This window comes from Nonomuraea sp. NPDC050643 (assembly GCF_040654715.1).
Classification (GTDB): Bacteria; Actinomycetota; Actinomycetes; order Streptosporangiales; family Streptosporangiaceae; genus Nonomuraea.
This window is the reverse complement of the sequence record NZ_JBFAIM010000009.1, coordinates 1-22,631: the sequence shown is the minus strand read 5'-3', so window position 1 is coordinate 22,631 and position 22,631 is coordinate 1. Positions and strand designations below refer to the sequence as shown.

The window sequence follows — 22,631 nt, the reverse complement described above, 5'->3', positions numbered from 1 at the left end:
CTGCTCGTCACCCCTGACGACGGGCCTGACCGGTGAGCCGCCTCAGGGCCTCAGGCCGCCGGGGAACCCGGTCCAGCGCAGGTCGGGCGGGAGGTGGCTCATGTCGTTGAACATCACGACCGTGGGCGGCAGCCCGTCGCGGTACTCGATGACCGTCAGCGCGGTGTTGGCGCTGTTCAGTCCGAGCCACCGGGACGGCGGCGCGTCCAGCGCGTGCCGCAGCAGCCACGCGATCGGGTAGGCGTGCGTCACCAGCACGTCGTGGGTGTCGGTCCGGTTCCCTTCCCTGGTCGGGCCGGGGACCTTCGCGAACCGGGCGACCAGGGCCTCGGCGAGCCTGTGGCCCGAGGCGGCCTCGGCGGCGTCGTAGCCGTCGAAGAAGCCGGCCCAGGACGGGGGCGTCTCGGCCGCGCTGGGCACGTAGGGCACGTGGTCGATGAGTTCGGGGGCCTCGGCCACGGGCACGTCCGGCAGGTGCCGGGCGAGTTCGTACGCGCTCGCCGTGGCGCGGGGCAGCGGAGAGTGCCATACGGCGTCGACCGGCACGCCGGCCAGCCGTTCGCCCAGCAGGCCCGCCTGCCGGCGGCCGACGCCGGTGAGCTCGCCGAACGCGTCGGCCGCGCCGTGGCGTGCCAGGTAGAGGTGTCGTGTTGTCATAGGTGGTCCGGGGCACGGCGCCCGTGCGGGCCCGTCTCCCCTCTCCGTTCGATCCGTAGGCGGGGGTCGTGGTCCGGCAGAGGCCGTTCGAGGCCGGGGCTCCCGGCCGGGGGCGGAACGTGGTCGATCACGCGCTGGCCGCCGTGACGGTGCCGCTGGTGCCGTCGATGGTGACGAGGGTGTCGTCGTGGAGCCTGCTCGTCGCGCCCGGGACGCCGAGGACGGCGGGGATCGCCTGCTCGCGAGCGACGATCGCGGCGTGGGAGAGCACGCCCCCGATCTCGGTGACGACACCGGCGGCGATGCGCAGCAGCGGCGTCCAGGCGGGGTCGGTGAAGGGGCAGACGAGGATGTCGCCCGGCCGCACGCGCGCGAAGTCGCCGGGGCCACGGACGATCCTCGCGGTGCCGGTCGCGGTCCCGCGGCTGCCCGGCGTACCGGTGAGCGCGCCATCCGGGGGGCCGGAGCGCGACGGTGGCGGTGGCGGGAGCGGTGACGGTGGCGGGGCGGTGACCGGCCGTGCCTGCAGGATCCAGGTACGGCCGCCGGCGACCGCCCACTCGACGTCCTGCGGCCCACCGAGTACGGCGGCGATCTCCGTGCCCAGCCCGGCCAGCCGCGTGGCGGTCGCGTCGTCGATCGCCGGCCGGTGCCGGGACTGGGCGGCCACGTCGCCGGCGACGAGCCGCGTGCCGCGCCGGTCAAGGCGGGTCCGCTTGTCCGCGACGGTGCGGGTGACCGAGCCGTCCTGGGCGACGCGGAAGGCGTCTGGGGTGACCGTGCCCCCGACGACGCTGGGGCCAAGACCCCAGGACGCCTCGATCCCGGTCGCGTCGCCCAGGCCGGCGGGGGTGAACATGACCCCCGACGCCTCGGCGTCCACGTGGCGCTGGACGATGACGGCCATCACGAGATCGTCGCGGCCGCGGGCGCCCCGGTAGTCGATGGCGCGCGGGGAGTACAGCGAGGCCCAGCAGGCGCGTACGGCATCGGCGACCCGGCCGGTGCCGTGCACGGCGAGAAAGCTGTCGTGCTGGCCGGCCGCCGAGGCCTGACCGGTGTCCTCGGTCGCCGCCGACGACCTCACCGCCACCGGCGGATCGCCGAGCTCGTCGAGCGCGCGTCCCAGCGCGTCGACCACGGTGGTGTGGACCGGTCGGGCCTCGATCGCCTGAGCCGCGGATCGCCCGAGGTCCAGGTCGCGGACGGCGTCGAGGTAGCCGGCGAACGAGACCACGAAACCGTCAGGAACCGGCAGGCCCGCGCGCAGCAATGCGCCGAGCGCGGCGGCCTTGCCCCCGCAGGTATCGGCGGCGGCCTCCATGAGGGGTATGATCATTCACCTTTGACCTTTCAACGGATTGTTGACAACATTTTGTTGATTGTGCATCATGATTCGCATGCAGCGCAAGCAGGACATCGTTCACGCCGCACAGGCCGACCACGCCGAGGCCCACCGGGAGCGGGACGCGCGTGAGCGCCTTCTGAGCCTGGGCGCGGACGCGCTCGACGCCCGCCCGTGGCGGCCCGCGCCCGCCCCGCTGTCGGCGGTCGACCTCGCGCAGTTCGCCGTCTGGCGCAGCGCCGACCTGGACACGGAGGGCCTGCTGAGCGCGCTCGCCCTCCTGCCCGCCGCCCGCGCCGAGGTCGACGGGCTCGAGGCCGCCCTGCTCTTCACGGCCCGCGGCGCCGGGCTGACCTGGGGCCAGATGGCGCACGCGATGGGGTTCAACTCCCCGCAGGCGTGCCAGCAGCACTACACCCGCCTGGCCGCACGGCAGGACGACGGCTCATGACGCGGGAGTCGGCGCCCGACCTCCTGGTCCTGCACGCCGTACGCATCACCGGCTTCGCCGACACCCCGGCGATCGCGCATCGATACGAGCTCGACGCGGCCATGACGCAAGAGGCGCTGCTCGACGCCGAGGCGCGCGGCTGGGTCGGGCACTCCGCCTTCGCCGGCGCCGGAGGCTGGTCGCTGACCGAATCGGGCCGGGCCGAGAACGAGCGCCTGCTCGCGGCCGAGCTCGCCGACGCCGGCGGCGCCGACGAGGTCCGCGACGTCTACCGCGCGTTCCTCCCGCTCAACGCCCTCCTGCAACGAGCCTGCACCGACTGGCAACTCCGGCCCGCCGCCGGCGATCGGCTCGCCACCAACGACCACTCCGATCCCGCCTGGGACGCCGCGGTCCTCGACGGGCTCGCCGGCATCGACCGCGCCCTCACCCCTCTCGCGGAGCGGCTCGGGAGCGTCCTCGCCCGGTTCCGCGGATACGACACCCGATTCGCCACGGCCCTGGGGCGTGCCCGGACGGGGGAGGGCGGCTGGGTCGACCGCACCGACGTCGACTCCTGCCATCGTGTCTGGTTCGAGCTCCACGAAGACCTCATCGCCACCCTGGGCCTCGACCGGCACGCGGAGCCCTGACCCCACCGCTTGATCGACTTCCTCGCACCCCGCCCCAGCGCGTCCTGCTGGAGATCAGGCTGACGGCCCGCCCCCGTCGGCCTGCACCTGCCGGCCAAGCCCCGGCACCACCTGCTCGTCAAACCCGTGCCGGTGCTGGTCGGCACCGTCGCTCAACTCGCCGCCGCCTGGCAGCTCGCCGGACCCATCGACGACACCGGCCGGCGGTGGATCCTCCTGGCCATCGCCTTCAACGTGCCGCTGCGGTGAGCTGGACCGGCGCCGCGCTCGCCCTGTGGCGGAGCACCGCAGCCGGCGACAGGATCGCCTACCGGCTCTACACGTCGGACAACGCCGCCCTCATGTGTGCCGTGCCGATTCTTCGAGAGTGGTGCCCAGGAGCTTGCCGAGGAGCGCGGTGAGCTGGTCGCGCTCCTCCGGGCTGAGCGGCTGGAAGGTGCCGTCGAGGAAGGCCGGGATCGATTGCTCGGCCTCGGTGAGGCGGCGCCGGCCGGATTCGGTGACGGTGACCGCGTAGGAGCGCCGGTCGCGGGGGTTGCGCTCGCGCCGGACCAGCCCGGCGCGCTCCAGGTCGTCGCAGACCGTGACCATGACGCTGCGGTCGATGCGCAGTTCCTCGCTGAGCGTCTGCTGGGAGCACGGGCCGACGGCGGCGAGCATCTTCAGCACCAGGTGCTGGCCGACCCCGAGACCCTGCGCGGTCGCGTGGGCCTCGGCCGCCCGCGCCACCGACGCCGAGGCCCGGCACAGCGCGATGTCCAGCCGTTCGGCCGCCAGACGCGGGAAATAGGTCGGCCTGGCGGGCCGGTTCGTCGTCGGCATCGGATCTCCTCGGTGAGCGGTAGGGATCAGCCTACCAAATCCGTCTTTATGCCGATTGTTTGACAGTGGATGATTTCAGCTCATACGGTCGTAATAGTCTGACCGCAGATCGTCTGACCGCAGATGGATGGCGAGCATGGCGCATCCCACCCGCACCGACCTGGAGACCTGCCCTGATGACCCTGGACCTGACACCCGACCAGTTGCTGTCCACCACCCGCGCGGTGCGCAAACGCCTCGACCTGGACCGGCCCGTCCCGCGTGAGCTGATCGCCGAATGCGTGGACCTGGCCACCCAGGCGCCCACCGGGCGCAACCGGCAGCGCTGGCACTTCCTCGTCGTCACCGAGCCGGAGCAGCGGCGGGCCGTGGCCGACATCTTCCTGCGCGCCATGCCCCTGGCCACCGGGCAGCCGCTGACCGAGCGCGACCTGTGGCGGATGAACTACCACGCCGGCTCCACCGAGCGGGTCTTCGACGGCCTGCGTCACCTGGCCGACAACATCCACCGGGTGCCCGCCTTCGTCGTCCCCGGCATCGAGGGACGGACCGACCATGCGCCGGTCGCCGTACAGGCGGGGGCGTGGGGGTCGATCCTGCCCGCGGTGTGGAGCTTCATGCTGGCCGCCAGGGCGCGCGGGCTGGGCACGGTGTGGACCACGGCCCAAGGGCCGCTCGAACGCGAGCTGGCCCAGGTGCTCGGCGTGCCGTACGAGGAGGTCATGCTGGCGGCGTTCATCCCGCTGGCCTTCACCATCGGCACTGACTTCAAGCCCGCTCCCCGAATCCCCCAGGAGCGGGTCCTGCACTGGGACCGCTGGTAGAGCCCGGTGACGTCAGGGCGTCACTGCCAGTCCAGAGAGCCCCGTGCCGCCCAGTAGGTCTCGGGATCCTCGGCCAGCGCGGCGAGAGGATCGTCCAGGTCCGTGTCCCAGCCGAGGGAGGCCGCGGCCAGATTGCTGTGGAGCTGTTCCACCGAGGCGGCCCCGCTCAGCACCACCCCGGCCCACGGCTGGGCCAGGACGGCGGCCAGGGCCAGCGTGTCCGGCGTGACGCCGCGCTCGCGGGCGGCGGAGGCGAGCGCGGGCGGGGCACTGCGAGCGGTCAGGCGGCCGTTCGCCACGGCCTCCTTGACGATCACCCCCATGCCGGACCGGTACGCCCTGCTCAGGGCCGGACCCGCGGACCGCTCGAGCAGGTTCCAGGTCACCTGGACGGTGTCGAACAGGCCCACCTCGACGGCCCGGTCGATGGTGTCCGGCTGACGGGGGCCGGTGGTGGACAGGCCGATCGCCACGCCGGTGGCCCGCAGGTCGCGCAACTCGGCGAGGACGGCCGCGTCGTCGAGCACGCCGCTCTCCACGGTGGCCGAGTGGATCTGGTAGAGCGACAGGTGCTCGCCCAGCAGCTCACGGGTCTCGCCGAGCTGGCGTCGCAGGTGGCCGGCGGACAGTTCCTTCACCTCGTGCCGGTCGGCGTCCATGCGCCAGTCGCCGACGTAGGCGTAGCCCCACTTCGATCCGACGGTCACCGTGCCGGGGCGGACGGCGCGCTCGCGCAACCAGCCGGCGAGGAACTCCTCGGCCCGGCCGTAGGAGCGGGCGACGTCGACGTACCGTACGCCGGCCGCCAGCGCCGCGTCGAGGACCGCCCAGGTTCGCGCCCGCATCGCGGCGACGTCGCGATCGGCGCCCAGGTCCCGGTCCCGGCCGAGGGTGATGTAGGCGGGGCGGCCGAGCGCGGCCAGCCCGATTCCCACGGGGGTCACCCGCAACCCGGTCCGGCCCAGCGCGCGCACGCTCAGTTCGTCGCTCTGGCCACGCGTCCCCGCTTCTCCGGTCATGCCGCCAGTTCATCACACGCCCTGGACCGGCCTCCCCGCCGGTCTCGCCGTCCCAGACCGGTCAGAAGAGCTCGGCGAGGACCTCTTCCATCACCTGCAACGCCGCGGCGTTGGCGGCGCGGCGGCGCTTGCGCTCCACCCAGTAGACGGTCCGCTCGGGCGGCTCCTCCGTCACGGGCGCGGTGCGGCAGCCGGTCTTGGCCACCAGGTCGGCGACCATGAACGCGGGCACGAGGGCCCAGGTGCCGGGCGCCCGGAGCACGGGGGCCAGGGAATGCGCCCTGGTGACGATGTGGGCGGGCTCGCCGAGCAGGTGCCGCTCCCGCCACAGGTCGTAGTCGGGCCCCCAGGGCAGATAGATCTCGTCGCCGTCCGCCAGGCGGGTGAGGGAGACGGCCGAGCCGGGGTCCAGCTCCCTGAACACCGCCACCATGGGGTAGCGGGCCAGGACGCGGACGTGGAGATCGGTGTGGAACGGCTCGTAGAAGACGAACGCCACGTCGAGGTGGCCCGACACGACCCGGTCGCACAGCTCGCCGCCCCGGCCGGTCTCCAGCGTGAGGTGCAGCCGCGGGGACCGTTCGAGCAGCCGGGTGATGAGCGTGTCGAACAGGTAGATGTTGATCGCGTCGGAGCTGCCCACGGACAGCGCCGCCTGCCGGTCGGAGCGGATGCGCGCCGCCTCCCCGACGAGGTGCTCCCATTGCTCGGCGAGGTCGAGGTAGCGCCGCCCGGCCGGCGTCAGGCCGATCCCCTTGGTGCCCCGGGCCCGTAGCACCAGGGTCTGGCCCAGGCGTTTCTCCAGGCAGTCGAGGCGGTAGCTGACCGTCGACTGCGAGGCGTGCACGATGCGCGCCGCCTGGGTCAGGCTGCCCGATCGGGCGATCGCCAGGAACGTCTCGACTTCCTCGATCACGAACATCGTCCCGCAATATTCGATCGCATCGATATTTGATGTCAAGAAGTTCGACGTGACGAACATCTCCACCTCGCCTTAGCTTGGGGGTTCATCGCGGCGGCACGTCAGCGTCCGGCGATGTTCCATCCCCCATCCAGCAGGCACGACCTGCGTGAGGAGGTGAGAGGCCGTGGGTCAGAAGATCCCCCTGGACGACCTGCCGACTTCTCCGTTTCACCGCAAGGTGGCGTTCGTCGCCGCGGGCGGCCCGGTCATCGTCACGCTGTTCATCGTCTTCAACGTCGCCGAGGCCGCCGGCTCCGGACTGCAGTTCGTCTACCCGAACGAGCTGTTCCCCACGGAGCTGCGCGGCACGGGCATGGGGCTCGCGACCGCCCTGAGCCGCCTCGGGTCGGCGGCCGGCACGTTCCTGCTGCCGGTCACCACCGCCACGTGGGGCTCCTCCGTCGCGCTGTTCATCGCCGCCGGCATCGGAGCCGCCGGCCTGCTCGTCTCCTGGCGGATGGCGCCCGAGACCCGTCACCTGGCCCTCGCCCAGGCCGGCGCCCGCCACGGATCCCCGGCGGGCCCGCCTGGCGCGCAGGCCCGTCAGCCGCTGTGACCGTACCCGCACCCGTACCCGCACCGCACACGAATCGGAGCACTCCACACATGCAGACCTCCGCCCACCACGTCGTAGTCGTCGGCGCCGGCATCCTCGGCACCGCGCTGGCCAGGCAACTGGCCCTGCGCGGCGCGCGGGTCACGGTCCTCGACCGGGAGGCCCCGGCGGCGGGAGCGACCAGCGTCTCCTTCGGCTGGCTCACGAACCAGACCTACTTCCGCAACGGCGACTCGCTGCCCGACACGTCCTCGCGCCACTACTTCGGCCTGCACCGGTTCGCCCTCGGGGCCTGGCGGGCGCTGCACCACGCCCTCGGCGACTCCCTCGGGGTCCGCTGGCACGGCGCCGTGCAACTCGCCCCCGCCCGGGGCGCCGACCGCGACCTGCTCGAAAGCGACCTCGCCAGGCGGCTGGCCTGGGGCAGCCCGTCCTACCGCGTCGACGCCACGCAGGCCCGCGCGCTGCTGCCCGGCGCCGTCGTGGCCGATGGCACCACCGGGTTCCACACCCCCGACGAGGGCTCCGCCGACCCCAACGCCGCCGTCGCCGCCCTGGTCGAGGCCGGGCGGAAGCTGGGCGTACGGTACGTCACCGGCACCGAGGTCCGTGCGGTGGAGGGCGACGGGGGCAGGGCCTCGGCGGTCGTCACCGGAGACGGGCGGATCGCGTGCGACGACGTGGTCATCACGTGCGGGGCGGACTCCCCGGCGCTGCTCGAACCGCTGGGCATCCAGGTGCCGCTGGCCGAGTCGTACGGGTCGATCGTGCACCTGACCGCCGTACCGCTGTTCCTCGGCCCGGTCCTGCTCTCCTCCGACATCCACGCCATCCAGCGCACCGACGGGCGCGTCGTGGTCGCCCGCCACTACTCGGGCAGCCCCGTCGGGGATCCGGACGGCCTCGACAGCGAGCGCCTGCACGCCGACGCCGTCGCCGTCCTGCCCGCCCTCCGCGCCGCCGCGATCGAGAAGGTCACGGTGGGCCGCCGGATCGTCCCCGCCGACGGCCTGCCCGTCATCGGGCACAGCCCGCGCTACGCCAACGTCCGCAGCGTCACCACGGACTGACGACCTCGCGACCGCGGCATCCCCCCGCGGATGAGGAGACAGCGTCGCGGTCGGCCCTTCCGGGGGCAGCGTCCACGTCCTACCGGCGGCGGGCGTTGCGAGCGACGGCCGTGACGACGTCCGGCCAGAGCTCCTGGGGCAGCTCATGGCCCATCCCGGAGTAGACGTGCAGCTCCGATCCCTCGATCGCCGTCGCCATCGCCACGGCGGCCCCCCAGTGCAGCGAGGAGTCGTCGCGCCCGTGCATGATCACCGTCGGGAGGGTCACGCCGCGCAGGCGTTCCAGCCGGTCCGTCGCACGGAGCAGCGCCGCCCACTGGCGGGGGAGCCCGTCGGGCGCGTAGCACCGGTCGTAGGCGACACCCGCCGCCTCACGCACCCACGCCTCGTCCCACGGGCGATCGTCCGAATGGTAGGGCCGCTGGACGGCCACGCTCTCCTCGATCGCCTCCGCCCGGGACCGGCGCGGCTGCACGACGGACATCGCGGCCGACAGGTCCTGGAGGACGTAGGCCGGGTCCTGGCCCGGGATCGTGGACAGCAGGGCGAGGCTCCGCAACCTCTCGGGGTGGTCGAGGGCGATGACCTGGGCGATCATGCCGCCCATCGAGTAGCCCAGCACATGGGCCCGGTCGATCTCGAGCGCGTCCAGGACGCGGAGCACGTCCTCGGCCATGTCGGTCAGTTCGTAGCCGCCGTCCAGATCCTCCGGGCCGCCGAACTTCCGCGACTTGCCCACGTCCCGCAGGTCCAGCCGGATGACGCGGAACCCCTCGGCGGCGAACAGGTCGCAGAGCTCGTCGCGCCAGCCGATGAGCTGCGCGCCGAACCCCTGGACGAGCACGAGCGGCGAGTCCGCCGGATCGCCCGTCACCTCGTAGTAGATCTCGACGTCTGGGGAGACCGCGTACGGCATGAGGAGCCCTCCTTGGGAAGTCCGGACGGCTACCAGACTGGCTACGCCGCCCGTCCCCACACCAGGGAGCGATCGCACATCCGATCCCCGGCACGGTGGGCGATGAGCCCACACCGTCTCTTCACGCGGTGGCGTACCGGTGGCCCGCCTCTCCCCGGAGCTGTCCGGGCGGCAGCTTCCGGCCGTAGGCGAGCAGGAGGAGATGCTGCGCGGAGCCGGTCAGGGGAGTGCCGGTGCCGAAGAACTTGAGGGACCGAGGGGTGACGCGCTATAGGAGGAGGCGCACGCGGTCTTCCGGGACGCGGCGGCCGATGCCGAAGGCGAGGGTGATGTCCAGGCGGTCGACGTGGCCGCCCGCCTTGAGGAGTTCGAGCAGCATCCTGGGCAGCCGGTGGCGGAAGCGGCGGTGAGGTGCATGGTGGTGCTCTTTCCGTGGGGCCGGCGGCGGGCTGCAGGTACGGCAGGCCGCTCATCAGGGCGCCACCCGTTCCGTCAGGTGGGAGGCGGCGGTCAGGATGGCGCCGAGCTGCACCGCGATCATCCTGCGCGGCTCGATCGGCGGGCCAGGGCGGTCGGTCTCGGCCTGGTCGCACCACTGGTCGAAGCACTCGGCGAACAGGTGGCGCTGCCGCCGGATGGCGGGCGTGAGGTTGCCCGCGGCCAGTTCGGCGTCCAGCATGCGCAGGAACACCCCCAGCAGACGCAGCCGCAGCAGGTGCAGCGTCTGGCGGTGGGAGAACTCCTCGGCGACGGTGGCCGGCCGATCGAGCTCGGGCAGGGCCTCCTCCTCGAGCTCGGCGAGCCTGCGGAAGGTCTCCAGCGTGCTCTCGGTCGAGCGGCGAAAGGGTGAGTGCACGGTCAGGTCGTCGGCGACGGCCCGCATGCCCGCCCGCAGCGTTTCGATGAGCTCGCGCCGTGCCACCGCGCCTTCGGCGGCCACCTCCCGGTACGTACGCCCGGTCGCCCCCTGGTCGGCCACCCGCAGGTCGGCCCAGGAGGGCACCTCGGTCACCAGGTGGAGCGCGCCGAACCTGGCGGCGTAGTCGGCGCTGCTGCCGCCCGCCCTGAAGGCCGCGCCCACCAGGGCCCCCTCCGGCGTCAGGTAGACCGCTGGCGCGATCGGCTCCGCGCCGGGCAGCTCCGGCTCGCCGTGGTGCAGCGGAAGGTCCTCCACGTCCGGCAGGCCGGAAAGCCGCCCGGCCAGGACGGCGTCGTGGCGGTTGAGGTAGAAGAACGCCCCCTGGTATTCGCCGTTGTGCAGCGAGCAGACCAGCGACGGGCGTACCTCGTCCATCAGCCGCATGAGCGCGGCCGTCTCCGGCAGCGGCCGCTCGAACCGGTAGTCGCCGCTGACCAGCGGGAAGGTCCATTCGACCTGGTCGGCCAGGTCGGGGCGGTAGAAGTGCTCGGCGTAGGTGCGGCGGTCGCCCGGCGTGGCGTACCAGCCCTCGTTGAGCCGTGCGCCGTCCGGGTCGGCGCACGCGACGATGTGCCAGCGATGGCCGAGCGAGGCCGGGTCCTGGCACAGCAGCCGGATCAGGGTGAGGGCGGTCAGGGTGCCGGCGGGTTCGTTGGGATGCGGTCCGGCGATGACGACCGCGTCGGCCGGGCCGTCGCCGACGGTCAGGGCGCGCAGCGGCTCGCCGAGCCGTGAGACGCCGATGCGGCGCAGCCGCACCAGGCCGGGGTGGGCGGCGGCGATCTCCTCCAGCTCGGCCTGCACGGCGTCGACCGACGGGAACGCGGCGTGTCCGGGGACGCGGTTCATGTACTCCTCGATATTCATAACGAGATTACTGTAATAATAAGATTATGAGAGTGACAAGGGCCGAGGCCAAGGAGCGGAACCGGCGGGCGCTGCTGGACGCCGCTCGCTGGATCGTGGCCAAGGACGGCCATCGAGCCAGGCTGGAGGAGATCGCCGACCGGGCCGGGCTGACCACCGGCGCCGTCTACTCGCTGTTCGGCAGCAAGAACGGCCTGTTGATCGCCCTCGTCACCGACTACCTCGGCCCGCACTACGACGGCATCGAACAGACCGTCTCCACCGCCCTCGACCTGGACGAGGCGGTGCGGGCCTTCGCCCGCCACTACCGCCGCCTGTGCGACGACCCCGACGCGCTGAGCCACCTGTCGTTCGAGATCAGCCTGCAGGACCTGGCGCTACGCGACCCCGAACTGCGGCCCAGGCTCGCCGCCTCCGTCCTGGCGCACGAGGAACGGCTGGCCGCGCTGCTGGCCGGCCGGCGCCACGACGGGGCCGCGCTCACCCCGCGCCAGGCGCAACGCCTGGCCACCGCGCTGCGGGCGCTCCTGGTCGGCCTCAGCCAGGGCGTCATCCTGGGCCTGGCCCACACGGCCCCCGAGCACTACTTCGCCGACGCCGCCCGCGCTCTGGTCACCCCCGACGTGCTCGGCCCGCCCTGACCTGCCGAGCACCACCGGCGTCGCGCAATTCGGTTGCGCCACGCGAAGAGGGTGATCGACCATCACCCGGTGAGCGATCACCCTTCTCGTGGAACGGCGGTCCCGCCGCCGGAGGCCGTCGCCTACGTGCGCGACCTGCTGGCCGGTTTCGGTCCCGCGTGGTGCCTGTGCGGTGGCTGGGCCGCCGACGCCTGGCTCGGCCGGCAGACGCGCGATCACTGCGACGTGGACATCGCCGTCTTCCACCGTGACCAGCACGCCGTCTTCGAGCACCTCCCCGGCTGGGCGCTGGTGGCCCACGACCCCAACGTCCCCGACGACACCACCCGGCAATGGAACGGCCGGCGCCTCGACCTGCCCGCCCACATCCATGTCCCCAGGCTCGGCAGCCCGCTGGCCACCTCGGCGACCCTGACGCACACGGCCGTCGAGTTCGAGTTCCTGCTCAACGAGCGCTCCGGCCACGACTGGGTCCTCAACCGGGAACACGGCATGGCCGTCCCCCTGGAACGTTGCGTCCGGCCGTCCCCGTGGGGGCTGCCGACGGCGTCCGCGGAGGTCGTGCTCTTCTTCAAAGCCGGGGGAAACCTCACCGCCGCCGAGGCGGAGACCTCGACCGACATACTCCGGCCGCACGACGAGCAGGACTTCTTCGCTCTCCTCCCGATCCTCACCGCGGCGCAACGCTCATGGCTGCGGGAGTCGCTCGGCACGGCACAGCCCGACCATCCGTGGCTGAGCCACCTCCGGGGCCGCTAGCGGGGAGGGGAGCTCCTGACGATCTCCCGCACGTCGTCGGGCAACGTCGGCGCCTGCCATGACGCGTAGCGCAGCGGCGCCCAATCGTGCGAGAACGGTCCTTGGCGCGCTTCGAGCAACCCGACGATCTCCTGGCGGGCCTCGGCGACGCGGCGATGCACCCGATCGTCCACCAGCCCAGCTCCCACGTGCCTGAGGCGAGTTCGCGGATCGCGCGGTCCCGATGGCCGCCGCCGGTCCGCAACGAGTCGATCCACGTGGTCGACGCCAGGCCGCGAAGCCCCGGCCAGCCGGCCACCACCAGATACTCCTCGGTGTCGTGGAGGACGCGGTAGGGGACCGCCGTCCAGACCTTCTCTTTCCAGACATGGCGCCGCACGGCTGTCGCCCCGGCCTCGAAGCGGTGGTGGGTGTCGATCTCCATGACCTGATCTTGCACTACCCCCGCCCGCGAAGCCGCGGTCACCTTCCCGGCACCCTTTGCGCACCCCCCGAAGCTAGCGTCCCTTCCCACGGCCCCGTCGCGGACCTGTTCGAACCGCCCGCCAAGGGCGCTCCGAAAGACCGATCACCGCATCCGGCAGGAGTTCACCATGACCAAGGCGTCCGCACAGGTCGATGGCGCCGGGCGCGTCGCCGGCCCGCAGAACGCTTCCAGACGCGGCAGACGCCTGGGCGCCGCGCTCGCCGGCGGGCTCGGCGCCCCCGCACTCGTCCTGAGCATGTCGAACGTCGCCCGGGCCGACGTCATCCCGAGAACGCAGCACATCGTCTACGCCGACTACTTCGGAGAAGGACGGCCCATGACAATCAACCTTCCCTCTTTTCCCGTCGCGGGCGAACACCCGCTCGACACGTGCCTCCGCCTCCGGGAGATCGCTCCTGTGGTCGAGGTGGCGTTCGCCGGGGGCGTGCCCGCCTACCTGGCCCTGTCCCACCAGGCCGTGCGGGAGGTCCTCGCCGGGGACGACAAGACCTTCCTGCGCGGTCCGCGGCACTGGCCCGCCCTGCACGACGGGTCGATTCCGGCGAACTGGCCGATGCGGACCATCATTCAGGGCGATCACATGGCCGCCATGGACGGTGCCGATCACCGGCGGTTGCGTGCCCTGATCGGCAGGGCGTTCACGCCCGCCCGGGTGCAGGAGCTGGAACCGCGGATCCAGGAGATCATCGATGGGCTGCTGGACGAAGTGGTGGCCGCGGGCGACGGCGTGGACCTGGTGCCCGCCTTCACCGAGGCGCTGCCGATGTGGGTCATCTGCGAGTTGTTCGGGGTGCCCGTCGAGGACCGGCGGCTGCGTGGCTGGACGGCCGCGCTGCTGGCGCACGACACCTCGCCGGAGGCGGTGTTCGCCACGCAGAACGACCTTCAGACCTTCCTGCACGCGCTGGTGGAGAGCAAGCAGCGGGAACCGGGCGACGACCTGACCTCCCGCCTGGTGCAGGCGCGCGACGAGGGTGACCGGCTGTCCACCGAGGAACTGGTCGGGGTGCTGTGGATCATGCTCATCGCCGGCCACGAGACCACCGTCCATCTGCTCGGGTACGCCATCGTGGCGCTGGCCCGGGACCCTGGACAGCTCGCCCTGGCCACGGCCGGGGACCGGTGGGCCGACGTGGTCGAGGAGACCCTGCGCTACCGGCACTCGGTGATGATGAGTACGTTCCGGTTCATGGCGCAGGACGTGGTCGTCGCCGGGGTGCCCATCGCCAAGGGGCAGGCGGTGGGCGTGGTGTACCAGGCGAGCGGGGTCGATCCGGCGCAGTACGGCCCCAGCGCGAACGAGTTCGACCTCACCCGTGACCAGAGCGGGCAGCTCGGCTTCGCCTACGGCCCGCGCTATTGCCTCGGGGCGCCGCTGGCCCGGCTGGAGAGCCGGCTGGCGCTCGCCTCGCTGTATCGGCGGCTGCCGGGGCTCGGCCTCGCGATCGACCCCGACGACATCGCGTACTCCCCGTCGTACTTCACGATCGGGCCGCTGTCGCTGCCGGTGAACCTCGTCATCGCCAGGCCCTGACCCGCCATCGCCCGGCGGCCCATGGCCGCCGGGCCGGACCCGTCTGTTCTCGAACGGCGGGAACGGGAGGTGGCGGCCGGTTCGAGGCGGCCGGTCGCCCGTGCCTAGAATCGGAGGCCGACCAGCGATCCGGGGGGAGCAGGAGGCCAGGGTGGAGCCGACCGGCACGTTGGCGGCGGCCGACTGGGAGGCGCATCGCCCCGCGGTGTTCGGGGCCGCCTACCGGATCCTCGGCAGCGTGGCCGAGGCCGAGGACGTGACGCAGGAGGTCTGGTTGCGCGCGTCCGCCGCCGACCTGTCCGAGGTGCGGGATCTGCGGGCCTGGCTGGTGACCCTGTCCGCCCGGACGTCCTACAACGTGCTGAAGTCGGCGCGTGTCCGCCGCGAGTCCTACGTCGGGCCCTGGCTGCCCGAACCGCTGCTGACCGGCCCCGACGTCGCCGCCCAGGTGCTCATGGACGAGTCGGTGAGCACCGCGATGCTGGTGGTCATGGAGACGCTGACCCCCGCCGAACGCGTCGCGCTGGTGCTGCACGACGTCTTCGACCTCCCGTTCGGCCAGATCGCCCAGGTGCTCGGCGGCACCCCCGCCGCCAGCCGCAAGCACGCCTCCCGCGCGCGGGCGCGGGTCGCCGCGGTCAAGGAGCGGCCCCAGGCGTCCAGGGCCGAGACCGAACGCGTGCTCACGGCGTTCAAGGCGGCCGCCGACGCGGGGGATCTGGCCGGGCTCGTCGCGCTGCTGCACCCCGAGGCCGTCTATGTCGCCGACGGCGGCGGCAGGGTGACCGCCGCGCGCCGGCCGGTCCGGGGCGCGGAGACCATCGCCCTGCTGGCGGTCCGGCAGATCGAGCTCAGACGGCCCGACACGTACGAGGTCATCGAGGTCAACGGGCACCCGGCCCTGGCGACGTACCAGGGCGGCGAGCTGGTCTGGCTCGACACCGTGGAGATCGCCGACGGGCGGATCACGGCGTACAGGAGACTGGCCAATCCCGAGAAGTTCGCCCACCTCGGTCACATCTGACGCCGCCCTGTTGTCTCCCTGCCGAACCCCTCGAACACCGGGGGGAGAGGCTGAGAGAGGACGACAGGACATGGCACACGTGGTGATCATCGGAGGCGGCTTCGCGGGCGTGTGGAGCGCGGCGGGAGCGGCGCTGGCCCGCGGGGACGCGGACCTGCGCATCACGCTCATCGCGCCGGACGAGCACCTGGTGCTGCGGCCGCGCCTGTACGAGCCGGAGCCGGACCTGGCCAAGGTGGAGCTCAGCAGGATCCTCGGGCCGATCGGCGTCGAGCACCTGCGGGCCTCGGTGAGCACGATCGACACCGCCCGCCGCGTGGTGGTGGCCGGCGGCGAGGAGATCGGCTACGACCGCCTGGTGCTGGCTGCGGGCAGCAGGCTCGTCCAGCCCCACGGCCTGCCCGGCGCCGAACGGCTCTTCGACATCGACACCTTGGACGCGGCCCGGCGGCTCACCGACCACCTGCGCGACCGGCAGGACTACTCCGCCGTGGTGGTCGGCGCCGGATTCGTCGGTTTGGAGGCCGCGACCGCGCTGGCGGGCCGGGGCCGGGTGCTGCTGGTGGACCGGTCGGACGTGGTCGCGCACCAGCTCGGCCCGGGCCCGCGCCCGGAGATCGAGGCGGCGCTGGACGAGCTGGGCATCGAACGTCGCCTCGCCACGACGGTGACGGAGGTCGGCGACGGCTACGCCGTCCTGTCCGACGGCACGAAGGTCGAGGCCGACGCGGTGGTGTGGTCCGTGGGGATGCGGGCCAGTGAGCTCACCCGGCAGATCTCCGGTGACCTCGACCACCTCGGCCGGGTGCCGGTGGACCGGCGGCTGCGCGCCCTTCCCGAGGTGTTCGTCGCCGGGGACACGGCCGCGGCGGCGTTCGACGACGAGCACCTGGTCATGCAGGCCTGCCAGCACGCCAGCCCGCTCGGCAAGGTCGCCGGGTACAACGCGGCGGCCGACCTGCTCGGCGTGCCGCTACGCGACTTCACCCCCGGCCCGTACGTCACCTGCCTGGACCTGGGCGGCGCCGGTGCGATCTTCAGCCGGGGCTGGGACCGCAGGGTGATGGCCTCGGGCGCCGCCGGCGCGGCCGTCAAGAAGCAGATCAACCAGCACATCCACCCGCCGGTCGACGACGCCGCGAAGATCCTCGCCGCCGCCGACCGCGTCTACCTCGAGCTCCCCTTCTTCCCCCGCGACGACGAGGAGGCCGCCCCTGCCACCTGAACCCCGCACCCCCCTCATGGCCCGGAGGACGGGACGGCGTGATGTCCCGGCTCAGGAACGGGATGGAACGCCTGACGAGCAGATACGCGCTCCGCGTGTCACAAGATTCGCAACAGCTCAAAAGGAGCGAATGTGCGCAGACTGCTCTTCTCCATCATCACCGGGCTGACGATGCTGCTGTCCCTGGTGCTGACCCCATCGGCGGCCCAGGCCGCCGACTTCCCCTTCGCGACGATCCCCAGCAACGCCATCGCCGCCTCGAGATGCTTCGGCCCGCTCAATGGCGGCACGGCCGACGGCACCCCCATAGTGCTGATGGACTGCAATCAGCTCTGGCACGGCTTCGCGCACGTCACCTTCACGGACAACTCGATCCGTCACTTCAGTGGCAAATGCCTCAGCATGGCCAACACCAGCTCTCCGGTGCCCATCGGCACCCGGCTGGTGCTGCGGGACTGCAGCCGGGTGGCCCTGGGTGACCAGCAATGGATCTTCTGGGCGGTGACTCCCGGTGGCCTGGACGGCATCTGGGTCCTGCGCAACCCGGGATCCCTGAGGTGCGCGGGCCTGAACAACAACGGCACGGCCATCGGCACCCCGTTGGTCGTCCAGCCGTGCGACTTCCGCCTGACGCAGCAGTGGCTGCTGCCGGACCGGCCGTCCAGGTTCGGGTTCGGCTTCGACGACGGAACGACCGTCTGATCGGCCGGGATCGCAGGGGGCGGTCGTCCGCCCACGTGTACTGACGGTCACGAACGCGCCGCGATGCCGATCGAAGGCATCGCGGCGCTGCACGTCTGCCTCGGCTGTCAGTCTGGCTTGACAAAGGCGCTCCTGTCAAGCCAGACTGACAGGAGCCGAGCCCCCTTCGTCGAAGAAGGACCGATGCGCCTCAACAGCCCACTCAGAGCACGCTCCCCGTTACTCCTGTGCGGTGTGATCGGCGGACCCCTGTTCGTCATCGCCTTCCTCGTCGAGGGCGCGTTCCGCCCCGGCTACGACCCCCTCCGCCATCCGGTCAGCTCGCTGGCCCTGGGCCCGTCCGGGTGGACGCAGATCGCCAACTTCGTCATCACCGGCCTGCTGATGCTGCTGTTCGCCATCGGCCTGCGCCGGGCTCTTCACGCCGCCGGGCGCCCCTCGACCTGGGGGCCGCTGCTGGTCGGGACGTACGCGATCGGGCTGGTCGGAGCGGGCGTCTTCGTGACCGATCCGGTGAGCGGCTACCCGCCCGGCACGCCCGCCCAGGGCGTCCACACCTGGCACGGCGCGCTCCACGACATGCCCTTCTCGCTCCTGGTCTTCGCCTCGCTGGCGGCCGCGTGCTTCGTCTTCGCCCGGCGCTTCGCCGGTTGGGGCGAACGAGGATGGGCCGTCTACTCTGCCGTCACCGGCGCCGTCTTCCTGATCGGCTTCTTCCTGGCCGGAATGGGTTTCGCGCAGGTCGACGGCCTCGTCGAAATCGGCGGTCTCCTGCAGCGCCTGACCATCGTCGCCGGCTGGGGGTGGCTGACCCTCCTGGCGATCCACCTGGAACCTGCCGCCTCTCCGGGTCCCCGGCCATGAGGCGACAGGTCAGAGCTTGATGCGGGCCGCGACCGGCAGATGGTCGCTGCCGGTGACGGGCAGGTTCCAGGTGGTGACAGGAGTCGCCGCGCGGGTCATGACGTGGTCGATCCGGGCGACGGGGAACGCGGCGGGCCAGCTGAAGCCGAAACCCGCCTCCGCCGGGGTCATCCGGGAGATGACGGGGGCCAGACCGCGATCGTCGAGGGTGCTGTTGAAGTCCCCCAGCAGGATGACCCTGTCCAGCCTCTCCGCGGCGACGGCCGCGCCGAGGGCGGTGGCGCTCTCGTCCCTCCAGCCGGTGCCGAAGCCGTCCGGCAGCCGGATGCGGACCGAGGGCAGGTGGGCGACGTACACGGCCACGTCGCCGGCCGGCGTCCGCGCCGTGGAGCGCAGTCCGCGGTTCCAGTCGCCCTCGACTTCTCTGGGCCTGATGTCCACCGGCCGGGAGTCCGCGAGCGGATATCGGGACCACAGTCCCACGGTGCCCACGACCGTGTGGTGAGGGAGGGCGGGCGCGAGGGCGGCCTCGTAGACGGGCAGCGCGTAGGGCGTCAGCTCCTCCAGCGCGACCAGGTCGGCCCCGGCGCGGGCCAGGGCCCGTGCGGTTCCCGCCGGGTCGGGGTTCTCGTCGTTGACGTTGTGCTGGAGCACGGTCAGGTCGTGAGCCGCCGCCCGATCGGCGGGCAGCAGCCGTTCGCCGAAGAGGGCGGCCCAGACCCCCGCAGGCAGCGCCAGCGCCACGGCCGCGACGGCCGAGCGACGCAGCGACGCCAAGGCCATCAGCACGGGAACGGCCAGGCCCGTCCAGGGCAGGAAGGTCTCCAGCAGGCTGCCGGCATTGCCCACGGTGTTGGGGACGGCGCCGTGAAAGGCCGGCAGCACGGCCATCAGCACGGCCACCGCCGCGAGCACCCGCCCGCGCGTCCAGGGTGTCCGGGCCGGCGTGTCCCCGCCCCGGCTCCGGCGGCCGATGCGACCGGAGGGCCTTTCCGTGGCGCGGACGGTCCGATCTTCGATGTCCATGAGCCCGACGGTACGGGCCGCCGTCCGTCCCTGGGCGCCTCGGGCACGGAGCGGATCCCCGAGGGCTCCGAATGGCTTCCGGCATGGCGGGTAGTTGGCGACAGCAGGGCACGAATCACCCGCCAGGAGGGTCGCGGCGGTGGGGGATCCCGCCGTCGTGTCACGTCGCCCGCGGGCGTCCTGGCGCCAGGAGGTGATGCGCACTTCCGTGACACGACCACACGTCGCGTACGAGGGAAGGAACGTCATGCCTGGAAACAGAGCCGTCGTTTACGAAGGCCCGGGCAAGGTCGAGGTGCACGAGACCGACTACCCCGAATTCGAGCTCAAGGACGGCCCAGGGGTCAACCCGGCCAACGTGGGACGCAAGCTGCCGCACGCGGCGATCCTCAAGACCGTCGCCAGCAACATCTGCGGCAGCGACCAGCACATGGTCCGCGGCCGGACCACGGCTCCGCAGGGCCTCGTACTGGGGCACGAGATCACCGGTGAGGTCGTCGAGACCGGACCGGATGTCGAGTTCATCAAGACCGGCGACCTCGTCTCGGTTCCGTTCAACATCTCCTGCGGGCGCTGCCGCAACTGCAAGGAGCGCAAGACCGGGGTCTGCGAGAACGTCAACCCCGACCGGCCGGGCTCGGCGTACGGCTACGTCGACATGGGCGGCTGGGTCGGCGGGCAGGCGGAGTACGCCCTGGTGCCCTATGCGGACTGGAACCTGCTGAAGTTCCCCGACAGGGACCGGGCCATGGACAAGATCCTCGATCTGGCCATGCTCTCGGACATCTTCCCGACCGGCTACCACGGCTGCGTGACCGCCGGTGTGGGGACGGGATCGACCGTCTACATCGCCGGCGCCGGCCCTGTGGGGCTGGCCGCGGCCGCCTCCGCGTTCCTGCTCGGGGCCGCCGTGGTCATCGTCGGCGATCTGAACAAGGAGCGGCTGGACCAGGCTCACAGCTTCGGCTGCGAGACGGTCAACGTGGCCGTGGGCGACCCGAAGGACCAGATCGAGCAGATCCTCGGCGTTCCGGAGGTCGACTGCGCCGTGGACGCGGTGGGCTTCGAGGCGCGCGGTCATGGGCAGGAGTCGTCGGAGGAACGCCCGGCCACCGTGCTCAACACGCTCATGGAGATCACCAGGGCGGGTGGCGCGCTGGGGATCCCGGGCCTGTACGTGACCGGCGACCCGGGGGCACACGACGAGGCCGCCAAGCACGGGTCGCTGTCGATCCGGTTCGGCCTGGGCTGGGCCAGGTCGCACAGCCTGGCCACCGGCCAGTGCCCGGTCATGAAGTACAACCGCGAGCTCATGATGGCGATCCTGCACGACCGGGTGCAGATCGCGAAGGCGGTCAACGCCACGCCGATCCCGCTGGACCAGGCTCCGCGCGGCTATCACGAGTTCGACGAGGGCGCCGCCCGCAAGTACGTGCTCGACCCGCACGGACTGCTGTCCAGGTCGTCCTGATCCGTCGCACGCCGTTTCGAGGCGTTCGACCGGGCCCGTGCCTCCGCCGCCGACGAGGCCGTCTGGGGGCCTGCCTCGGGTGGCGCGGGCCCGGCTGGATCCCCGGTGCGTCAGGCGGCGCGAACGCTCCGCGAGTGCCGGGCGGCGAACAGGATGTGGGTCCCGCCGTCGAGGGCCCCGGGTTCCTGGCATGCGGCGATCTCGTGCTCCAGGAAGCGGGCCCAGCGGTCGGGATCGGCCTCCAGTACGGCCAGCGCGTCCAGGTCGCCGAGGGAGGCCCAGTTGCTGGCGGCGGCGGCCACCATCTCCCCACCGGCGGCCCGGATCAGGTCACCCAGGTCGCGGGAGCGGAACATCTGGCAGACATGGTCCTGTCCGCCCTGCGCCGGCCCGTGGCGCAGGTCTCCGGTGCGCAGGATCAGGTCGTTGGCGTCCTCGCCGGCGGTGTGAGCCGATCCCACTCGGCGTCCCCGAAAGCGTCGAAGTAGGTGCGCACCCGCTCCCGCGACTCGATCGTCATGGCGAGCATGATGGCAACGAAGGGGAACGACGGTCGACCGAATATCCGGCCCGTCACACGCCCTGGAATCCGCAACTGGAGAGCCTGCCGCGCGGATACACATAGGCGGCCCCGTCGTAGAAGCAGAACCACCCGGTCGGGCAGTCGGGCGACGCCGCGACCGAGATCGGGCCGGTGGAGGACGGCAGGGCGTAGGTGACGACGAACGTCCGTCGCCGTAGGTGACCTCGTTGGGGGCGGTCTGCGTGCCGCCCGGCGCGAGTTCCAGCTGTAACGCGATCTGCCGGCGGAGCTCCTCGTCCGATCGGGCCTGCCGGTGCAGCAGGGGGTCGTCGGCGGCACTCGGCGCCGGCGCGTCGCCGGCGCCGGTCGCTGCCGTCGCGGCACCGGCCGCTCCCCATCGTCATGGCGGTGACGAGGCCGAGAAGCATCAGGAGCCTGGCGAACAGCGTTTTATGGTCGTGCCCAGGCGGGGGAGCGCCGTACGGCGTCCCCGCGCGCCGGTGGTGGGCATGCCCGTTGGCTTCATGACGTTCCTTTCCAGCGGATGGATGGGTCGTCGCCGGTGTCCGAAGCGGCCGGTGGGCTGCACGGATCGTTCTGGCTCGGCAAAAACGTGGCTGCCGGAGATCAGGCCCCCCGTGACAGCGGCCCCGTGCCGTCGTGACCGGTTTCGCCGGCAGAATTAGGTCGGCCCGGGTTGTCCGGCAACGTTCTCCGGCGCTGAACAAACTAAATCGGGACGGCATTCATCGGTCGCGCATTCCCGGTGCCAGAAAGGCTTTTCACACCGGCGGCGCCGGCGGATCCGGGTCGGCCTCCGCGTGCCGGCCCAGGGAACGGGGCAGGCGCCGTGGCCGACGTTCAGGGGCCGCGGTGGGACGCGAATACCCGCAAATCCCGCGTCCGAGCTGTTGATCTCTGCCAAGGTTGTCGATGAAACACCTGTTGGTCTCCTTTGTCCTCGGAGCAGGCGACCCGCCGAACCGGTCCGGCACCTCGCCGGCAGGTTCCGGGGACGTGGTCCATGACGGGAGCCGGGCCCCGGCGTGACGGGGTGCGGCTCTCCGCCTGCCGATGACGTCGTAGACCACGTCGCCGGATGACTGAACAAGGACCCGTGAGTAACAGCAGCCATGACCCGGAGCCGACCGGCCGCCCTCAGCACACCGAGGGCCGGCCCGGCGCGTCGGCTCGTCCGGGGAGGCGTCATCGCCCGCCTCAAGGAACCACGCCCAGCCACGACTCCTCCCCTGCCGTGAACCCGGAACGAGCGCCGCATCTGCCGCGAGGGCGACCCCGACTGGTCCACCGGCGTCCCGGTGCGCGAGGAGAC

24 protein-coding genes are annotated in these 22,631 nt (G+C 72.2%); 14 read left to right on the top strand and 10 right to left on the bottom strand.

Annotation, left to right across the window (positions count from 1 at the left end):
* Nucleotides 1-42 precede the first annotated feature (42 nt).
* Nucleotides 43-657 (bottom strand): histidine phosphatase family protein, encoded by a 615-nt coding sequence (locus tag AB0I15_RS13730; RefSeq protein ID WP_358094454.1) that lies wholly within the window; start codon nt 655-657, stop codon nt 43-45.
* 127 nt (nt 658-784) lie between these two features.
* A complete protein-coding gene (locus tag AB0I15_RS13725; protein ID WP_358094452.1) occupies nt 785-1,996 on the bottom strand; it encodes a PEP/pyruvate-binding domain-containing protein in 1,212 nt (403 codons plus the stop codon).
* A gap of 61 nt (nt 1,997-2,057) precedes the next feature.
* Between AB0I15_RS13725 and AB0I15_RS13720 the strand changes: the two genes are divergently transcribed.
* The 3 genes from AB0I15_RS13720 to AB0I15_RS13710 all read left to right on the top strand — a co-directional run bounded on the left by AB0I15_RS13720 (nt 2,058) and on the right by AB0I15_RS13710 (nt 3,334).
* Nucleotides 2,058-2,453 (top strand): DNA-binding protein, encoded by a 396-nt coding sequence (locus AB0I15_RS13720; protein WP_358094450.1) that lies wholly within the window; start codon nt 2,058-2,060, stop codon nt 2,451-2,453.
* Nucleotides 2,450-3,085 (top strand): transcriptional regulator, encoded by a 636-nt coding sequence (locus AB0I15_RS13715; protein WP_358094448.1) that lies wholly within the window; start codon nt 2,450-2,452, stop codon nt 3,083-3,085. Before AB0I15_RS13720 ends, AB0I15_RS13715 begins: the two co-directional genes overlap by 4 nt.
* A 126-nt stretch (nt 3,086-3,211) precedes the next feature.
* A complete protein-coding gene (locus AB0I15_RS13710; protein ID WP_358094446.1) occupies nt 3,212-3,334 on the top strand; it encodes a hypothetical protein in 123 nt (40 codons plus the stop codon).
* Nucleotides 3,335-3,424: 90 nt separating this feature from the next.
* On the opposite strand, the gene AB0I15_RS13705 is transcribed toward AB0I15_RS13710, so the two are convergent.
* A complete protein-coding gene (locus AB0I15_RS13705; protein ID WP_358094444.1) occupies nt 3,425-3,907 on the bottom strand; it encodes a MarR family winged helix-turn-helix transcriptional regulator in 483 nt (160 codons plus the stop codon).
* A 176-nt stretch (nt 3,908-4,083) separates the two neighbouring features.
* On the opposite strand from AB0I15_RS13705, the gene AB0I15_RS13700 reads away from it, so the two are divergent.
* Nucleotides 4,084-4,731 carry a nitroreductase family protein gene (locus tag AB0I15_RS13700; RefSeq protein WP_358094442.1) on the top strand — a complete coding sequence of 216 codons (648 nt, stop codon included), beginning with the start codon at nt 4,084-4,086 and terminating at the stop codon, nt 4,729-4,731.
* 20 nt (nt 4,732-4,751) lie between these two features.
* Here AB0I15_RS13700 and AB0I15_RS13695 read toward each other — a convergent pair whose 3' ends face one another.
* Together AB0I15_RS13695 and AB0I15_RS13690 are read right to left on the bottom strand one after the other, a co-directional pair.
* Nucleotides 4,752-5,750, bottom strand: coding sequence for an aldo/keto reductase (locus AB0I15_RS13695; RefSeq protein ID WP_358094440.1), 999 nt, complete (start codon nt 5,748-5,750; stop codon nt 4,752-4,754).
* Nucleotides 5,751-5,811: 61 nt separating this feature from the next.
* Entirely contained in the window at nt 5,812-6,672 is an 861-nt protein-coding gene (locus AB0I15_RS13690) for a LysR family transcriptional regulator (protein WP_358094438.1), read from the bottom strand.
* A gap of 166 nt (nt 6,673-6,838) precedes the next feature.
* Here AB0I15_RS13690 and AB0I15_RS13685 point away from each other — a divergent pair, with 166 nt between their 5' ends.
* Nucleotides 6,839-7,270 (top strand): MFS transporter, encoded by a 432-nt coding sequence (locus tag AB0I15_RS13685; RefSeq protein WP_358094436.1) that lies wholly within the window; start codon nt 6,839-6,841, stop codon nt 7,268-7,270.
* Nucleotides 7,271-7,320: 50 nt separating this feature from the next.
* Entirely contained in the window at nt 7,321-8,340 is a 1,020-nt protein-coding gene (locus AB0I15_RS13680) for an FAD-dependent oxidoreductase (RefSeq protein ID WP_358094434.1), read from the top strand.
* Nucleotides 8,341-8,419: 79 nt separating this feature from the next.
* Here AB0I15_RS13680 and AB0I15_RS13675 read toward each other — a convergent pair whose 3' ends face one another.
* Together AB0I15_RS13675 and AB0I15_RS13670 are read right to left on the bottom strand one after the other, a co-directional pair.
* Nucleotides 8,420-9,256, bottom strand: a complete 837-nt coding sequence (locus AB0I15_RS13675; RefSeq protein WP_358094432.1) for an alpha/beta hydrolase — start codon at nt 9,254-9,256, stop codon at nt 8,420-8,422.
* A 472-nt stretch (nt 9,257-9,728) separates the two neighbouring features.
* On the bottom strand, nt 9,729-11,042 hold the full coding sequence (locus AB0I15_RS13670) for a M14 family zinc carboxypeptidase (protein WP_358094430.1): 1,314 nt from the start codon (nt 11,040-11,042) through the stop codon (nt 9,729-9,731).
* A 26-nt stretch (nt 11,043-11,068) separates the two neighbouring features.
* Here AB0I15_RS13670 and AB0I15_RS13665 point away from each other — a divergent pair, with 26 nt between their 5' ends.
* Nucleotides 11,069-11,683: a TetR/AcrR family transcriptional regulator gene (locus tag AB0I15_RS13665; protein WP_358094428.1), complete on the top strand. Its 615-nt coding sequence runs from the start codon at nt 11,069-11,071 to the stop codon at nt 11,681-11,683.
* Between the two features lie 69 nt (nt 11,684-11,752).
* The gene (locus AB0I15_RS13660) at nt 11,753-12,442 is read left to right on the top strand and encodes a hypothetical protein (protein ID WP_358094427.1); all 690 of its coding nucleotides are present in this window, start codon (nt 11,753-11,755) and stop codon (nt 12,440-12,442) included.
* On the opposite strand, the gene AB0I15_RS13655 is transcribed toward AB0I15_RS13660, so the two are convergent.
* Nucleotides 12,439-12,615 carry a hypothetical protein gene (locus AB0I15_RS13655; RefSeq protein WP_358094425.1) on the bottom strand — a complete coding sequence of 59 codons (177 nt, stop codon included), beginning with the start codon at nt 12,613-12,615 and terminating at the stop codon, nt 12,439-12,441. The genes AB0I15_RS13660 and AB0I15_RS13655 overlap by 4 nt on opposite strands.
* 420 nt (nt 12,616-13,035) lie before the next feature.
* Between AB0I15_RS13655 and AB0I15_RS13650 the strand changes: the two genes are divergently transcribed.
* The 5 genes from AB0I15_RS13650 (at nt 13,036) to AB0I15_RS13630 (ending at nt 18,278) form a co-directional block, all read left to right on the top strand.
* The gene (locus tag AB0I15_RS13650; protein ID WP_358094423.1) at nt 13,036-14,463 is read left to right on the top strand and encodes a cytochrome P450; all 1,428 of its coding nucleotides are present in this window, start codon (nt 13,036-13,038) and stop codon (nt 14,461-14,463) included.
* A gap of 151 nt (nt 14,464-14,614) precedes the next feature.
* Nucleotides 14,615-15,487: an RNA polymerase sigma factor SigJ gene (gene sigJ, locus AB0I15_RS13645; RefSeq protein ID WP_358094421.1), complete on the top strand. Its 873-nt coding sequence runs from the start codon at nt 14,615-14,617 to the stop codon at nt 15,485-15,487.
* Nucleotides 15,488-15,557: 70 nt separating this feature from the next.
* A complete protein-coding gene (locus AB0I15_RS13640) occupies nt 15,558-16,712 on the top strand; it encodes an FAD-dependent oxidoreductase (RefSeq protein ID WP_358094419.1) in 1,155 nt (384 codons plus the stop codon).
* A 132-nt stretch (nt 16,713-16,844) separates the two neighbouring features.
* Nucleotides 16,845-17,414: an RICIN domain-containing protein gene (locus tag AB0I15_RS13635; protein WP_358094417.1), complete on the top strand. Its 570-nt coding sequence runs from the start codon at nt 16,845-16,847 to the stop codon at nt 17,412-17,414.
* Between the two features lie 234 nt (nt 17,415-17,648).
* Nucleotides 17,649-18,278: a DUF998 domain-containing protein gene (locus tag AB0I15_RS13630; RefSeq protein WP_358094415.1), complete on the top strand. Its 630-nt coding sequence runs from the start codon at nt 17,649-17,651 to the stop codon at nt 18,276-18,278.
* Nucleotides 18,279-18,287: 9 nt separating this feature from the next.
* On the opposite strand, the gene AB0I15_RS13625 is transcribed toward AB0I15_RS13630, so the two are convergent.
* On the bottom strand, nt 18,288-19,304 hold the full coding sequence (locus AB0I15_RS13625; RefSeq protein ID WP_358094413.1) for an endonuclease/exonuclease/phosphatase family protein: 1,017 nt from the start codon (nt 19,302-19,304) through the stop codon (nt 18,288-18,290).
* A 247-nt stretch (nt 19,305-19,551) separates the two neighbouring features.
* Between AB0I15_RS13625 and fdhA the strand changes: the two genes are divergently transcribed.
* Nucleotides 19,552-20,775 (top strand): formaldehyde dehydrogenase, glutathione-independent, encoded by a 1,224-nt coding sequence (gene fdhA / locus AB0I15_RS13620; protein WP_358094412.1) that lies wholly within the window; start codon nt 19,552-19,554, stop codon nt 20,773-20,775.
* Nucleotides 20,776-20,885: 110 nt separating this feature from the next.
* Here the strand turns inward: fdhA and AB0I15_RS13615 are convergent, their stop codons facing one another.
* A complete protein-coding gene (locus AB0I15_RS13615) occupies nt 20,886-21,236 on the bottom strand; it encodes a hypothetical protein (RefSeq protein ID WP_358094411.1) in 351 nt (116 codons plus the stop codon).
* Nucleotides 21,237-22,631: the final 1,395 nt, after the last annotated feature.

Coding starts and splice junctions, on each gene's coding strand:
- AB0I15_RS13730 (WP_358094454.1), bottom strand. CDS start 657: ATGACAACACGACACCTCTACCTGGCACGCCACGGCGCGGCCGACGCG.
- AB0I15_RS13725 (WP_358094452.1), bottom strand. CDS start 1,996: ATGATCATACCCCTCATGGAGGCCGCCGCCGATACCTGCGGGGGCAAG.
- AB0I15_RS13720 (WP_358094450.1), top strand. CDS start 2,058: ATGCAGCGCAAGCAGGACATCGTTCACGCCGCACAGGCCGACCACGCC.
- AB0I15_RS13715 (WP_358094448.1), top strand. CDS start 2,450: ATGACGCGGGAGTCGGCGCCCGACCTCCTGGTCCTGCACGCCGTACGC.
- AB0I15_RS13705 (WP_358094444.1), bottom strand. CDS start 3,907: ATGCCGACGACGAACCGGCCCGCCAGGCCGACCTATTTCCCGCGTCTG.
- AB0I15_RS13700 (WP_358094442.1), top strand. CDS start 4,084: ATGACCCTGGACCTGACACCCGACCAGTTGCTGTCCACCACCCGCGCG.
- AB0I15_RS13695 (WP_358094440.1), bottom strand. CDS start 5,750: ATGACCGGAGAAGCGGGGACGCGTGGCCAGAGCGACGAACTGAGCGTG.
- AB0I15_RS13690 (WP_358094438.1), bottom strand. CDS start 6,672: ATGTTCGTGATCGAGGAAGTCGAGACGTTCCTGGCGATCGCCCGATCG.
- AB0I15_RS13680 (WP_358094434.1), top strand. CDS start 7,321: ATGCAGACCTCCGCCCACCACGTCGTAGTCGTCGGCGCCGGCATCCTC.
- AB0I15_RS13675 (WP_358094432.1), bottom strand. CDS start 9,256: ATGCCGTACGCGGTCTCCCCAGACGTCGAGATCTACTACGAGGTGACG.
- AB0I15_RS13670 (WP_358094430.1), bottom strand. CDS start 11,042: ATGAATATCGAGGAGTACATGAACCGCGTCCCCGGACACGCCGCGTTC.
- AB0I15_RS13665 (WP_358094428.1), top strand. CDS start 11,069: ATGAGAGTGACAAGGGCCGAGGCCAAGGAGCGGAACCGGCGGGCGCTG.
- AB0I15_RS13650 (WP_358094423.1), top strand. CDS start 13,036: ATGACCAAGGCGTCCGCACAGGTCGATGGCGCCGGGCGCGTCGCCGGC.
- AB0I15_RS13640 (WP_358094419.1), top strand. CDS start 15,558: ATGGCACACGTGGTGATCATCGGAGGCGGCTTCGCGGGCGTGTGGAGC.
- AB0I15_RS13625 (WP_358094413.1), bottom strand. CDS start 19,304: ATGGACATCGAAGATCGGACCGTCCGCGCCACGGAAAGGCCCTCCGGT.
- fdhA (WP_358094412.1), top strand. CDS start 19,552: ATGCCTGGAAACAGAGCCGTCGTTTACGAAGGCCCGGGCAAGGTCGAG.